The sequence below is a fragment of the Gaiella sp. genome, assembly GCF_039915195.1.
In the GTDB taxonomy this organism is placed as follows: Bacteria; Actinomycetota; Thermoleophilia; order Gaiellales; family Gaiellaceae; genus Gaiella.
On record NZ_JBDSNT010000101.1, the window covers coordinates 19929 to 34337 of the forward strand.

Sequence of the window (14409 nt, forward strand, 5' to 3'; positions counted from 1 at the left end):
CGCAGGAGCGAGGCGTCATCCTGGCTGATCTTCTCCGCGTCGCACTCGAACCTGAGCGCATCGTCCGGCTCGAGGACGATGCCGTCGTCGTACTCGATCAGCGAGAGCTCCCTGACGCCCTCGTGGATCTCCGTTGTCATCACGCGGAGGAGCTCGCAGAGGCGATACGGACGCTCGCAGTGCGAGGGGCCCCTGCGATCGGAGTTGCGGCCGCGTACGGGATGGCGCTCGCGGCCGCCCGGGGTGACGACCTGGACGAGGCCTACGCGACGCTGGCCGCCTCCCGCCCGACTGCGATCAATCTGCGGTGGGCGCTCGACGAGATGCGGCCCGATCCGACCCGCGAGCGCGCACGGCGGATTCACGACGACGAGGTGGAGCGATGTCGCCAGATGGGCGCCTACGCGGCAGAGCTCGTCCCCGACTCAGCTCGGGTTCTCACGCACTGCAATGCCGGCGGGCTTGCGACTGGCGGGTACGGGTCGGCTGTTGGCGCGATTCGTGCCGCCTGGGAGCGGGGAAGCGTCGCGCACGTCTGGGTCGATGAGACGCGCCCGCTGCTCCAGGGGGCGCGTCTGACGGCATTCGAACTGGAGGCGCTCGGGATTCCCTACGCCGTGATAGTCGATGGTGCCGCAGCGTCTCGGATGGGTGCGGGCGAGGTCGACATCGTGATCACGGGCGCTGACCGGATCGCCGCGAACGGTGACTCTGCGAACAAGATCGGCACCTACGGCCTCGCGGTTCTCGCGCGGCATCACGGTATCCCGTTCCTGATCGTGGCACCGACATCGACGATCGACCCTGAAACGCCCAACGGAGCGGCGATCCCGATCGAGGAGCGCGACGGGGCGGAGGTCACCGAGCGCTTCACGGCGCGGAATCCGGCCTTTGACGTGACCCCCGCCGAGCTGATCACCGCGATCGTGACCGAGGAGGGAATCCATCGCGCTCCGTTCAGTGACTCGCTCCCGGTGCCGGTGCGATCGCGATGATCCTGGACGAGGTCGATGCCGGAACGCGCGCCGTGCTCGAGCGGCATTCGTTCGACGCCGAGACCTTCGAGCGTCTGCGGGCCTCGCTCGTCGCGGGCGCTCTGACCCCCGGGGCCAACGTCGTCGCGGGGGAAGTAGAGGCCCCGCACGCAACCGATCTCGCGTCCATGCCAGGCCCCGGGGACCCCGGCTTCGAGGAAGCATATGCCGTCGGAGCAGCGGCGCTTCGTACAGGATCGATAGCTACGGTCGTGCTCGCCGGGGGCATGGCGACACGTTTCGGTGGCGGTGTCAAGGCGGTTGCAGAGGCGATCGACGGGCGCAGCTTCCTCGAGATCAAGCTCGGAGAGACGAGGCGACTCGCTCGCGAACTCGGCTGCGCGATCCCCGAAGCGCTGATGACGAGCTTCGCGACGGACGACACTATCGGCGCTCACCTCTCCGAGCGTGGCCTCGGCTCTCCGCTGCGGTTCGTCCAACCGGCAGCGCCACGCCTCCGTCCGGACGGAAGCCTCTTCCTCAATGCCGACGGGAGAGCCTCGCTCTACGGCCAAGGCCACGGCGATCTGCTCTCGACGCTGCGGACGTCGGGCGTCCTCGACGGGCTCGTCAGGGCCGGCGTGCGGTCTGTCCTGGTCTCGAATGTCGACAATCTCGCCGCCCGCGTCGACCCGGCGATCGTGGGCATGCATCTGCTCTCGGGCGCACCGCTCTCCGTGGAGCTCGTGCAGAAGGAGCGCGACACGGGCGGTGCTCCGGCCCGAGTCGACGGACGCCCACGGCTCCTCGAGGCTTTGCAGTTCCCGCCGGAGTTCGATCAGGATTCTATCCCTGTCTTCAATACGAATACCTCGCTGATTACGGTCGAGGCGCTCGCCGATTCGGGTGCTCTCACGTGGCTTGTCGTCGAGAAGAGCGTCGACGGCGAGCGAGTCGTCCAGTTCGAGCGGCTCTATCACGAGCTCTCGGCGCATGTCCGAACGACGTACATCGTGGTTCCTCGTGCCGGCCCGCGGGGTCGGTTCCTCCCCGTCAAGCAGCCGTCGGATCTCGAGGAGATCCAACCGCTGCTGCACGAGACGCTCGCCGCTTCGCCAGCGTTGGTCTAGGGGAGCTAGCAGGGCCCAAGCGGCTCGCTGCTGAGCAGTCGATGAGCGGCCCGGCACAATGCCGGCCCGGGTCCGGCACACACCGGTTACGAGGCGGCACGTACCGTCGATCGCATGGACCTCCGACAGTTGCTGCTCCCACGGCGATGTGGAGTCTGCGGTCGGATAGGCGAGTCCGTGTGCGGTGATTGCCTGCGGCGGCTTGTGCGGTGCATCCCGCCGTTCTGCGAGCGATGTGGTGCTCCGGGGCCGTGGCCGGTCCGTCGCTGCGCGGAGTGCAACGGTCGACGACTCGCATTTGCAAGCGCTCGTGCGGCACTCGTCTACGAGGGACAGGCGCGGGTCTTCGTGTCTGCCTGGAAGGAGCGGGGGCGCCGCGATCTCTCCCTGGATGCGGCGCGTCTCGTTTCGGAATCCGTTCCACGACCCGACGCTGATGTCATCACGTTCGTTCCCGGCGATCGCGATCGTGGCCTGCGGAGGGGACATGTTCCTGCGGAATCGCTGGCTGCGCAGCTTTCGGAGATCTGGGAGCTTCCGCTCTCACGGCTGCTCGTCCGCCGACCCGGAATCGAGCGTCAACGGGATCTGCGGCGAGCCGACCGGCGACGGAATGTTGCCGGCGCGTTCACGGCCGTAGGGATAGTGCCGCGCCGCGTGTGCGTGATCGACGATGTCTACACGACCGGATCCACGGTCACGGCGTGCGCGACCGCGCTTCGTCGCGAGGGCGCCGCGCAGGTGAGCGTGGTCTGTCTCGCGAGGGCCGTGCGGTAGAATCGGTCGCAGACGACAGAGAGGGAGGGAGATCATGCAGCTCAAGCTCACAGCGCGTCACGAGCACCTCGACGACAGCGTTCGCAAGTACGCCGAACGGAAGCTCGCGAAGCTCGACCGCCGTCTCAACGACCTCACGCTCGTCGAGGTGACGTTCTCCCAGGAGCACAACCCCTCGATCGCAGCCGATCACACGGTCGATGCCGTCATCCACACCAAGGGGCCTTCTCTCGTCGCGCACGAATCTGCCACGACGTACGAGGCAGCGATCGATCGGCTGGTCGACAAGCTCGAGCGCCAGGTCGAGCGCTACCGCGACAAGCGCACCCTCGAGCAGAGGCGCCGGTCGCCGCATGCGGCTCCGGAGCCCGGGTCGGACGCGACCGAAGCCCCGCCGAGCGAGTCGGTGGCCTGACGCTCAGGCCGGGGTCGGGACGTCGTCCTGATCGTCCCGTCTCGCGTTGAGGACCAGCGCGGCTCGGATCACACCGAGGTGGCTGTAGGCCTGCGGATGGTTTCCGAGCCCACGCTCCGCAGACGGGTCGTACTGCTCCGGGAGCAGGCCTGTCGGGCCGGCCGTATCGAGCATCTGCTGAAAGAGCTCCTCCGCATCGTTCTGCCTTCCCGTCCGGACGTACGCCTCGATCAGCCACGCAGTACAGATGTGGAACCCTCCCTCGGATCCGGGAAGCCCGTCGTCCCAGCGATACCGATAGACGACGGCACCGCTGCGGAGTTCCTCCTCGACCTTCAACACGGTCGCGAGGAAGCGGGGGTCGTTGTCTGGCACGAGACCGGAGAGACCGATCCAGAGCGACGACGCGTCGATCTCCGGATCGCCGTATGCAACCGAGTAGGCTCCGGCCTCCTCGTTCCAGCCGTTTGCGAGCACGTCGGCGCGAATCTCGTCGCGTAGCGCGAGCCAGTTCTCGGGTGCCTCCTCGTTTCGCCGAGCTTGCACCTGTAGGGCGCGGTCGACGGTCAGCCAGCACATGACTTTCGAGAAGACGTGGTGTCGGGGAGCGAGCCGGGCTTCCCACACGCCGTGGTCGGGGTCGTGCCAGCGACGCTCGACGGCGGTCACCATCGCCTTGATGCGGCGCCAGTCGTCGTTGCCCACGGTGCCCCGACGGGCGACGACGGCGGCCTGTAGATCCATGATCGGGCCGAAGACGTCGAGCTGGATCTGCCGATTCGCTGCGTTGCCGATCCGCACCGGCCTCGAACCGGCGTATCCGGGCAGGGTGTCGATCACCGCCTCGGGCCCGAGCTCTAGCCCGTCGACCGTGTAGAGGGGGTGGAGTCGCTCCGGGTGCCCGCCCGTGCGTTCGATGCAGCCGTCCAGCCAGCACAGAAGCGCCTCCGCCTCGGTGAGCGAGCCGAGATCGACGAGAGCCAGGGCCGACATTGCGGCATCTCGAAGCCAGCAGTATCGGTAGTCCCAGTTGCGCACGCCGCCGAGCTCCTCGGGAAGCGAGGTCGTCGCTGCCGCGAGAATCGATCCCGTGGGGAAGTGACAGAGTCCACGGAGCGTCAAGGCGCTGCGCAATACTTCTTTCGAAGCGACCGTCGGCAGCTGCAGGTCGGCAGCCCACTCCCTCCAGGGCTCCTCAGCGCGTGCCTGGCGTACGGCGAGGGCCGCCGGATGCGGCGATCGGTTCTCCGATCCGAATCTGAGCTCGATCACGGCCTGGCCTCCCTGCGTAGCGAGGTCGACGACCGATCGAGCAGTGTCGTGGCCACCGTCGTCGAACACATCCCATCGAATGCCCTCCGCGAAGAGCGTGATCGGCTCGTTCGAGCCAAGGACGAGCAGGCCGTCGTCGAACGGGTGGAGCTTCACAGGCACCTGGCCGAACTCCGGTCGCGGCGCGAACTCGAGACGCACAGTCCCCGTCCCGGTCACCACCCGCACCATCGTCGAACAGGCGCCTGACGGCGATGCCGCTCGGGTCTCGTGCTCGACCGTGTCACCCGGCTCACCTTCGAGCCAGTCGGTCACGGTGACTCCAGACCAGCGAGTCTCGACCGTCATCGTGCTCGATCGGTACCGCTGACCGAGCGGAAGGCCGGTGCGCACCGGTGCGATGGAGAAGTATCCGCCGCCGGTCCCGCCGACGATGTCCGCGAACACTGCTGCCGAGTCGGGCCGGGGGTGACACAGCCAGCTCACTCGCGCATCTGGCGTGACGAGTGCCACGGTGGAGCCGTTCGAGAGCATTGTGTGGCGCTCGATCGGAACCGCGTGCTCCCCGTAAAGCCAGTTGCGACGTGTCTCGAGGACGAGAGCGAGCGCGCGGGCGACGTCGATCGGCTCCTCGACGCGGTGGCCGGCGAGCGTTTCACCTGGGCCGACCTTGATCCCGACATCGGGCCCCTGCAGCTGGCCGAACGCGTTCTCGTCCGTGACGTCGTCGCCGACGAAGAGGACGGCGCTTGCCGACGTCTGGCCGCGCAGTGCGGCCATCGCCGCCCCTTTGTCGGTGGCCACAACGGAAAGCTCGATTACGCTTTTCCCGGAGGTCATGTAGACGCCGGGCCATGTCGCAGGGCCACATCGGACGGCGTCGAGTGCGCTGTCGCCGATCGCCTCGTCGACGCCCCGCACGTGCAGTGCGATGCTCGCCGGCTTGACCTCGATCCGGACGCCACCGTGCATGCCAGCAATGCGACCGAGGTCGGCGAGCAATCTGCCGTGGAGCTCGAGCAGTTCTGGCGCGAGACGGTGGAGGAACCCCAGATCGAACTCCGATCCATGGCTCCCGACGAGGTGGATCTCGCTCGGCAGGCGTGAAAGCGTGGCCAGATCTCGGAGCGAGCGGCCTGATACCACGGCCACGGTCGTCTGCGGTAGCGACGCGAGCGCGCGAACGGCCGCAACTGCCTCCGTGAGCGGCTCGGCTTGCGCGGGGTCGTCGACGAGAGGTGCAAGCGTGCCGTCATAGTCACAGCCGATCAGGAGATGTGGCACGCGCGCGATCTGACGCAGCGCCTCTCGAAGGGATCTGTCGAGGTCACGTGAGGCGTGTGTGTGGGTCGTATCCATCATGCGCCTCCCTCCGATGCCTGCAGGATCTCGAGGAAGGAGCGGCCCCAGCGATCGACGTCGTGGGTGCGGAGGTACCGCTGCATGATCTGCATGCGCCGCCGCCCGTCGGACGGGCCGACAGAGATCGCCTGCATGAGAGCGCCTTTGACCGCGTCCAGATCGTGCGGGTTGCAGAGGAATGCGTGTCGAAGCTCGTTCGCTGCTCCCGCAAACTCGCTCAGGACGAGCGCCCCGCCATGGTCGATTCGGGCCGCGACGTACTCCTTCGCGACGAGGTTCATCCCGTCGCGCAGCGGCGTCACCATCATCACGTCGGCTGCGCAATACAGCGCGGCAAGCTCGGCCCTGCTGTACGACTGGTGGAGGTAGTGGACGGCCGGGATACCGACCCTGCTGAAATCACCGTTGATTCGACCGACCTCGCGCTCGACCCTCGTCCGGAGCGTCTCGTAGTGCTCGACGCGCTCCCTGCTCGGAGTGGCGACCTGTACGAGGGTCGTCTCGGGCACCGTGAGCGTCCCATCCTCGAGGAGTTCGCGGAACGCGTCGAGGCGGAGCTCGATCCCCTTCGTGTAGTCGAGCCGGTCGACCCCAAGGATCAGGGTCCTCGGGTTTCCGAGCTCGGTTCGGATCTGCCGCGCACGCACGCGAATCTCGTCCGTCGCGGCGAGCCGCTCCATCTCCTTCGGGTCGATGGAGATCGGAAACGCTCCCGCCTTCACGGCGCGCCCATCGACGTCAATCGTCATCCCGCTGTATCTGAGGTCGAGGAGATGGCGGGCGAGCCGGACGAAGTTCTGCGCCGCGAGCTTCTGCTGGAACCCGACGAGGTCGGCGCCGAGCAGCCCACGGAGGATCTCCGCCCGCAGGGGCATCTGCATGAACAGCTCGATCGGCGGAAACGGAATGTGGAGGAAGAAGCCGATGCGGAGATCGGGGCGTTTGGCCCGCAGCATTGCCGGGACGAGTTGGAGCTGGTAGTCGTGGACCCAGACCGTGGCACCACGCGCAGCGACGGTCGCGGCCGCTTCGGCGAATCGTGCATTCACGATTCGGTACGCGTCGCTCCAGGTGCGGTCGTAGGAGGGCGGCTCGACAGCATCGTGGTACAGGGGCCAGATGGTCGAGTTCGACTGGCCCTCATAGAAGCCGTCGATGTCGGCGGTGCTGAGGCGCACCGGATGCAGTCGGATCCCCTCGTGATCGAACGGCTCGGGCGCGGAATCAGCCGCCCCGCCCCAGCCGACCCACGCCCCTCGATGGGCTCGTGCCACGGGGCTCAGTGCCGTCACGAGGCCGCCCGGGCTCGCTCGCCATCGTCGCCCGTCCGACGTGACCTCCTCATCGACGGGGAGGCGGTTGGCGACAACCACGAATGCGCTGCGTCCGGTCACGTTTCACTCACTCCAAAGTCGATGCCCATGGGTTCTTCCGGGCAGGGGTCGCGGGCCGCAGGAATTGCTGCCGCCTCGGCTTGTCTACCCTTATCGGGAGACTTTCACACAGCCGCTGCAGGCGAACGTCACCTGCCGGCCCTGTGCCCAGCCGAGCCCGTGCGTGTCGGCGGTTGTAAAGATCGGGGCACCACCAGCGCTCCTGAGGAGAAGCGTGTCGGCGCCATTCGAGATCGAGAGCGCGTGGGTCTCGTTCTTCAACGCGTACAGGATTCGGCCTTCGGCGTAGTCGCTCATCACGGCTCCCTCTGGAAGAACGGCTGCAGGCAGCGACGAGCCCGGAATCCGCACGGCACCCCCGATCTGAACGACGAGGCCTGCAGGCGCGAGAGCGATCGCTTTCACCGCGCCCGCAGCGAAGGGAACCACTCTGACGACGGTGCCGTTCGTCCTGAGCAGCACGACCTCGCCGGTCTCGCGGAGAGCTGCAACGACGGCACCGCCAGGCCCTTTCCCCGCCGTCACCCGCACGATCCGAGCGGCGTCGGTGAATCGGAAGACCGCAGCGCCGTTCGCACCGAGAAGGACGACCTGCTTGCCAGCGGCGTACGGTATGCCGAGGCCACCCGTCGAGTCTCCGATCAGAAACGGCGACGGCAGATCGACGTCCTGCTCGAGGAGCCGCACCTGCCGGGGCATCCTCTGCGTCGTTGTAGCGGTCAGCAGCTGCCAGTCACGCAAGTTGCCGCCCGTGTAGCGAATCCAGAGTGCGCGGTTCCCACTCACACCCACTGCAGAGATGCCAGTGCCGGTGCTGCCGAGGTTCGTGCAGGGGCCGGGCTTGCCGAATCGCCAGACGCCCTTCGTGTCGGCGTTCCACAGCTCGACGTGGTCGCAGTCTGCCTTCGTGCGCGCGACCATGAACGCGATGGAAGCATGATTGAGCGCGACGAGACGCACGGGACCGGTGCGGGTGATCGAGCGTCCTTCGCTCTGGAGCGCGAGCGTGTTCCCGGCGCTGACAAGAGCAAAGGCGAGCGCGACAACCAGCGTCGATCGGGTTGGCGCGCATAGGGATTTCATACACGCAGGTTACGAGTCCTTCATGAAGAAACAATCAGGGCGTACCGCCATCCGGGTACCCTCTCCCAAGCATGTCCACTACCGACTTCGGCAAATTCGAGAAGGTCCTCCGCATCGGCGAGGGGCGGCGCGTAAAGCGGCTGAAGCAGCAGGCCGCGTTCATCGCGACGCTCGAACCGGAGTTTCAGGCTCTGTCTGATGACGACCTTCGCTCGAAGACCGCCGAGTTCAGGCAGCGCCTCGAGAACGGCGAGACGCTCGAGGAGCTTCTCTTCGAGGCGTTCGCGGCGGTGCGGGAGGCGCGATGGCGCGAGTCGGCGCAGCGAATGTTCGATGTCCAGATGATGGGCGGAATCGTCCTCCACGAGGGCGATATTGCCGAGATGAAGACCGGTGAGGGCAAGACGTTCGTCGCCTCGACGGCGCTGTACCTCAACGCGCTCCCGGCGACCGGAGTCCATCTCGTCACCGTCAACGACTACCTCGCTAAGCGCGACGCAGAGTGGAACAGAGGCGTCTTCGAGCGCCTCGGGATGACGGTCGGATCGATCCAGAACATGATGCCGTTCACTCTCCGGAAGCAGGCGTACGACGCTGACATCACGTACGGCACGAACTCCGAGTTCGGGTTCGACTACCTCCGCGACAACATGGCGACCTCGCTCGACAACTGCGTGCAGCGCAGTCACGCGTTCGCGATCGTGGACGAGGTCGACTCCATCCTGGTCGACGAGGCGCGCACGCCGCTGATCATCTCCGGCGAGCCCGAGACCGCTGCGAGCACGTACTACGATTTCGCACGCATCGTCAAGGAGCTCGACGGTGCGCCCGCGACGCGCAAGTCGGCGAAGGGCGAGGACGAGACGGAGCTCTCAGGTGCGGACTACCTCTACGACGAGAAGCACAAGACCGTTTCGCCTGCTCAGACGGCGCTCGATGCCGTCGAGCGTGCGCTCGGTGTCGAGAATCTCTACGACCCGAGGCACGTGCAGCTCGTCAACCACCTCAGCCAGGCGCTCAAGGCACAGGCGCTGTACAAGCGCGACGTCGACTACGTGATCGAGGACGGCGAGGTGAAGATCGTCGACGAGTACACCGGACGGATCATGGAGGGACGCCGCTGGAGCGAGGGCCTGCACCAGGCGATCGAGGCGAAGGAAGGCGTCGAGATCCGCGAGGAGAACGTCACGCTCGCGACGATCACCCTCCAGAACTACTTCCGTCTCTACGAGAAGCTTGGTGGCATGACGGGCACCGCAAAGACGGAGGAGAAGGAGTTCGTCGAGATCTACAACCTCAACGTGATCGAGATTCCCACGAATGTTGTCGTTGCCCGCAACGACGAGAACGACTACATCTTCAAGAGCAAGGAAGCGAAGTGGAACGCGGTCGCCGAGGATCTCGTCGAGCGTCACGAGAAAGGGCAGCCGGTTCTCGTCGGAACGATCGCGGTTGAGACGTCCGAGTATCTCTCCGAGCTCCTGACTCGTCGCGGCATCCCGCATAACGTTCTCAACGCCAAGGAGCACGAGCGGGAGAGCGAGATCATCGTCGACGCCGGCCTGAAGGGCGCGGTCACGATCGCCACGAACATGGCGGGCCGGGGTGTCGACATCAAAATCGACGACGAGGTGCGCGAGCTCGGTGGCCTCTACGTGCTCGGCACCGAGCGGCACGAGTCGAGGCGGATCGACAACCAGCTTCGTGGTCGTTCCGGCCGTCAGGGAGATCCTGGCGAGACCCGCTTCTACCTCTCGGCGCAGGACGACCTCGTGCGGCTGTTCGCCGGCGACCGGATCCACGGGATCATGGAGCGCTTCAAGATCCCGGACGACCAGCCGATGGAGGCATCGATTCTTTCGCGCCAGATCGAGGGAGCGCAGAAGAAGGTCGAGGAGCAGAACTTCGTCGCCCGCAAGAACGTCCTCAAGTACGACGACGTCATGAACACGCAGCGCATGGTCATCTACGAACAGCGCCGCAGCGTGCTCAACGGCGACGACACCTCCGAGGAGATCCGCGGCTGGATCGAGGCGGTAGCGGTGCAGAACGTGGCCCTGTTCACCGAGAGCAGCGACACGGCCGACTGGGACATCGATGGCCTGGCGGTGCAGATGACGGCGATGTATGGCAGCGACATCACGGCCGACGAGCTGCGCGACGAGGTCGAGCTGACCCGCGAGGCGCTGACGGCCGAGTACGTCGACGACGCGCTCGAGGCGTACGGCGATCGCGAAGCGAGGTTTGGCCTCGAGCTCGCCCGCGAGATCGAGCGGTTCGTGATCCTCCAGGTCGTCGACACGCGCTGGCGCGAGCACCTCGAATCGATGGACTACCTCCGGGAGGGCGTGCATCTACGCGCGATGGCTCAGAAGGATCCGCTCGTCGAGTACCGCGGCGAGGGTCACATCATGTTCGAGGAGCTCAGTCGGGCCATCCGCGAAGAGGTCGTCGTGACCCTCTTCCACGTCGAGGTCGAGGAGCAGGAGGCCGACCAGGCGCTCCGTCCTGCCGAGGCGCCGCAGGCGGTCGCCTACGAGCACCAGGTATCGGCCGGTGCTGACGCAATAGCCGCGGCCGGCGGGTTCGACACCGGTCCGGCAGTTGCGACGGCGCCGGTTCAGCGGCAGGTCGTCAAGGATGACGAGCGCGACGTCGGCCGCAACGACCCATGCTGGTGTGGCTCGGGCAAGAAGTACAAGAAGTGTCACGGGGCATAGGCCTCATCGCGTAGGCCACGCCTGCTCGTCGAAGCGAGCAGCAGCCAGTGCCGTGGAACCGGTAACCGGTTCCCGCGTCGCTCCCCCGGGTGCCCCGCAGCTACCATCGACCCGTGGCCGACCAGGAGAATCAACCTCTCGCGCACTTGCTCGAGGAGCTCGGAGCCCAGCTCGACTGGGTTCGTGAGTACCTTTGACCCCGCTCAACTGACGGCCCGGCAAGAGGAACTCGAATCAGCGATGGGTGCCCCCGGCTTCTGGGACGACCAGCAGGAGGCGGCCCGGATCTCGACCGAGCACGCACGGGTGACCCGGAGGCTCGACACGTATACACGCCTCAGCGGCGAGGTCGAGGAGGCGGCAGAGCTCTACGAGATGGACGCCTCGCTCGAGGACGAATTGAGAGCGCAGCTCGTGCCGATCTCTGCTGAGCTGTCTCGCCTTCAGGAGGATGCGCTCTTCAACGGCACCTATGACACAGGCGACGCGGTGGTGTCGATCAATGCGGGCACGGGCGGCACGGACGCCCAGGACTGGGCGGAGATGATGCTGCGAATGTATCTCCGCTGGTCGTCCGATCGCGGCTATCAGACGGCGCTCGTCGAGGCGAGCGCGGGCGAGGAAGCGGGCCTCAAGTCGGTCACCATGACGGTGAAGGGCGAAAATGCCTACGGGGCGTACAAGGCGGAGCGAGGCGTCCATCGCCTCGTGCGCCAGTCACCGTTCGACTCCGCTCATCGCCGGCACACTGCATTCGCGCAGGTTGTCGTCGCACCGCTCCTCCCGGACGACGAGGACGTCGAGATCGACGAGAGCGACCTGCGCGTCGACACGTATCGCGCGAGTGGGGCAGGCGGCCAGCACGTCAACAAGACGGATTCGGCCGTCCGGCTGACGCATCTGCCGACCGGGATCGTGGTGCAGTGCCAGAACGAGCGGTCGCAGACCTCCAACAAGGCGACGGCAATGCGCATTCTCAAGTCGAGGCTAGTCGAGCTCCAGGAGGAGCAGCGCGAGGCGGAGATCGCCCGGGAGCGCGGCGCGACGCAGGATATCGGCTTCGGAAGTCAAATTCGCTCCTACGTGCTGCATCCGTATCAGATGGTGAAAGATCACCGCACCGATTTCGAGGCAGGGAACGCTCAGGGCGTGCTCGACGGCGCTCTCGACGGCTTCGTCCGTGCATACCTCCTGGCCAAGGCCGCCGGAAAGGTCGTGTAACGCGTGTCAGCTACACTTGAGGCTCAATCCGACCCGGAGCGGCCACAGCGGCCCTCTTCATCTCGTGATCCGGTGCAGGACGATCCTCAGCTGACAGCCCCCGCCACGGCCCTCGCCGAACCCTCGCCCGCATACGCGGACGGGGTCGCCGGTGCCGCAGCCGTGAGCGGCTCCTCGATGATAGTGCTCGAGAACGTCCGCAAAGTCTACGAGCCCAACGTGACGGCGCTCGACGGCGTTTCGTTCGTGATCGACAAGGGCGAGTTCGTCTTCGTCGTCGGCGCCTCCGGCTCGGGCAAGTCGACGATCATTCGTCTGCTGCTCAAGGAGATGGAGCCCACGTCCGGGCGGATTCTCGTCGGTGGCCGGGATCTCGGGCGGCTGAAGCACTCGCGCGTGCCGATGCTCCGCAGGAACGTCGGCTGCGTCTTCCAGGACTTCAAGCTCCTTCCGAATCGCACCGCGTCCGAGAATGTCGCGTACGCCCTCCGCGTGCAGGGTGAGCCGACCGCGTCGGTTCGACGGAAGGTGCCAGAGGTGCTCAACCTCGTCGGGCTCGCCCACAAGATGAGCTCCAAGCCGGAGGAGCTCTCGGGCGGCGAGCAACAGCGCGTCTCGATCGCTCGCGCGGTCGTCAACCATCCGCCGCTTCTGATCTGCGACGAGCCCACGGGCAACCTCGATCCCGACACGTCGGTCGGGATCATGCAGCTTCTTCATCGAATCAACACGGCCGGCACGACGATTCTCATGGTCACGCACGACCGGGAGATGGTCGACAAGATGCGCAAGCGCGTGATCGCGCTCGATCAAGGCAAGCTCATGCGCGACGAGCGGCGCGGGGGGTACGAGACCGAATGACCCGCTTCAGGCTCGTCTTCTCCGAAGCCGTCCGCTCCATCGGCGCAAACCTCTCCACGTCGGTTGCCGCGACGATGACCGTGCTCATCGGGATGCTCCTCCTCGGGCTCTCGATCGCCCTCGGGAGCTGGGTCGTCTCGTGGTCGAATCACGTCAAGTCAGAGCTGCAAGTGCAGGTCTTCTTCGTCGAAGGCGTCGCGCCAAAGCAGGTCAACGCGGTCGGGGGCTACCTCGCCAAGGAGCAGAAGGAAGGCACCGTCAAGCAGTACCAGTTCGTGTCGAAGACCGAGGCGCTGAAGCGAATGAAGAAGAAGTACCCCGAGCTCACCGCGAACCTGCCCTCCAATCCACTTCCCGCATCCTTCGAGATCACCCCTGCGAACGCCAACGATGTGAAGGTGATCGCTGTTGACCTGCGCAACCAGAAGTTCGTCGGAGTGGAGAAGATCAAGGACGGGCAGCAGACCTCGAAGCGCATTCTCCAGGTCGGCAAGTGGATCTCCTACGTCTTCGTCGTCATGGTCGTCGTGTTGCTGATCGCCTCGGTGGTCCTGATCGCAAACACCATCCGACTGTCGATCTTCTCGAGACGGCGCGAGATCGAGGTGATGAAGCTCGTCGGGGCCACGAACTGGTTCGTCCGAGGTCCATTCATGCTCGAGGGCCTGTTATGCGGGCTCATCGGCTCGATCGCAGCCGTTTTCCTGCTGTTCATCGGCAAGCAGGTCGCACTCCCCGCAATCCTCGGGCACATCGACACGACGGACGACGTCCAGGCTCTCTCGTTCGGCCTCACGTCTCTCGCGCTCATTCTTGTCGGGCTCGGTGTCGGCGCCCTCGGCTCGGGCATGACGCTCCACCGCTTCCTGAAGGTCTAGCGGACGAGGATTTTCGCGATGGAGGAGCATATCGCGAAATCCTCGTCCGCTAGACCTTCTGATTCTTCTGCAGGCTTCGCCTGATCCTGAAGGGGCTCGCTCGCGAGCCTCTGCGCTTCTTGACGCGGGTGAGTGAGGCTGGTTTCACCGCTCGACCTTCTGATTCTTCTGCAGGGTTCGCCTGATCCTGAAGGGGCTCGCTCGCGAGCCTCTGCGCTTCGTGACGCGGGTGAGTGAGGCTGGTCGCCCGCTTTCACCGCTTGACCTTCTGATTCTTCTGCAGGCTTCGCCTGATCCTGAAGGGGCTCGTTCGCGAGCCTCT

10 protein-coding genes and 1 pseudogene are annotated in these 14409 nt (G+C 65.9%); 8 read left to right on the top strand and 3 right to left on the bottom strand.

From position 1 onward, the window contains the following. Positions 1 to 59 precede the first annotated feature (59 nt). The 4 genes from mtnA (at position 60) to raiA (ending at position 3296) form a co-directional block, all read left to right on the top strand. Positions 60 to 995: an S-methyl-5-thioribose-1-phosphate isomerase gene (gene mtnA / locus ABIR74_RS10085; RefSeq protein WP_348177673.1), complete on the top strand. Its 936-nt coding sequence runs from the start codon at positions 60 to 62 to the stop codon at positions 993 to 995. Next, positions 992 to 2104 (top strand): UTP--glucose-1-phosphate uridylyltransferase, encoded by a 1113-nt coding sequence (locus ABIR74_RS10090; protein WP_348177655.1) that lies wholly within the window; start codon positions 992 to 994, stop codon positions 2102 to 2104. Before mtnA ends, ABIR74_RS10090 begins: the two co-directional genes overlap by 4 nt. A gap of 348 nt (positions 2105 to 2452) precedes the next feature. Next, positions 2453 to 2881: a hypothetical protein gene (locus tag ABIR74_RS10095; protein ID WP_348177657.1), complete on the top strand. Its 429-nt coding sequence runs from the start codon at positions 2453 to 2455 to the stop codon at positions 2879 to 2881. Between the two features lie 34 nt (positions 2882 to 2915). After that, the gene (raiA, locus tag ABIR74_RS10100; RefSeq protein ID WP_348177659.1) at positions 2916 to 3296 is read left to right on the top strand and encodes a ribosome-associated translation inhibitor RaiA; all 381 of its coding nucleotides are present in this window, start codon (positions 2916 to 2918) and stop codon (positions 3294 to 3296) included. 3 nt (positions 3297 to 3299) lie between these two features. Here the strand turns inward: raiA and otsB are convergent, their stop codons facing one another. The 3 genes from otsB to ABIR74_RS10115 all read right to left on the bottom strand — a co-directional run bounded on the left by otsB (position 3300) and on the right by ABIR74_RS10115 (position 8407). Next, entirely contained in the window at positions 3300 to 5930 is a 2631-nt protein-coding gene (gene otsB / locus ABIR74_RS10105) for a trehalose-phosphatase (protein ID WP_348177661.1), read from the bottom strand. Then, positions 5927 to 7324 carry a trehalose-6-phosphate synthase gene (locus ABIR74_RS10110; protein WP_348177663.1) on the bottom strand — a complete coding sequence of 466 codons (1398 nt, stop codon included), beginning with the start codon at positions 7322 to 7324 and terminating at the stop codon, positions 5927 to 5929. Before ABIR74_RS10110 ends, otsB begins: the two co-directional genes overlap by 4 nt. 90 nt (positions 7325 to 7414) lie before the next feature. Continuing rightward, complete coding sequence (locus ABIR74_RS10115) at positions 7415 to 8407, bottom strand: hypothetical protein (RefSeq protein WP_348177665.1); 993 nt, start codon at positions 8405 to 8407, stop codon at positions 7415 to 7417. Between the two features lie 71 nt (positions 8408 to 8478). Between ABIR74_RS10115 and secA the strand changes: the two genes are divergently transcribed. The 4 genes and pseudogenes from secA to ABIR74_RS10135 all read left to right on the top strand — a co-directional run bounded on the left by secA (position 8479) and on the right by ABIR74_RS10135 (position 14087). Next, complete coding sequence (gene secA, locus ABIR74_RS10120; protein WP_348177667.1) at positions 8479 to 11127, top strand: preprotein translocase subunit SecA; 2649 nt, start codon at positions 8479 to 8481, stop codon at positions 11125 to 11127. A gap of 195 nt (positions 11128 to 11322) precedes the next feature. Beyond that, a pseudogene (gene prfB / locus ABIR74_RS10125) lies at positions 11323 to 12348 on the top strand (peptide chain release factor 2); the annotation flags it as partial. A 72-nt stretch (positions 12349 to 12420) separates the two neighbouring features. Continuing rightward, entirely contained in the window at positions 12421 to 13209 is a 789-nt protein-coding gene (gene ftsE, locus ABIR74_RS10130) for a cell division ATP-binding protein FtsE (protein WP_348177669.1), read from the top strand. Then, positions 13206 to 14087, top strand: coding sequence for a permease-like cell division protein FtsX (locus tag ABIR74_RS10135; protein WP_348177671.1), 882 nt, complete (start codon positions 13206 to 13208; stop codon positions 14085 to 14087). Before ftsE ends, ABIR74_RS10135 begins: the two co-directional genes overlap by 4 nt. The last annotated feature ends 322 nt before the right edge of the window (positions 14088 to 14409 follow it).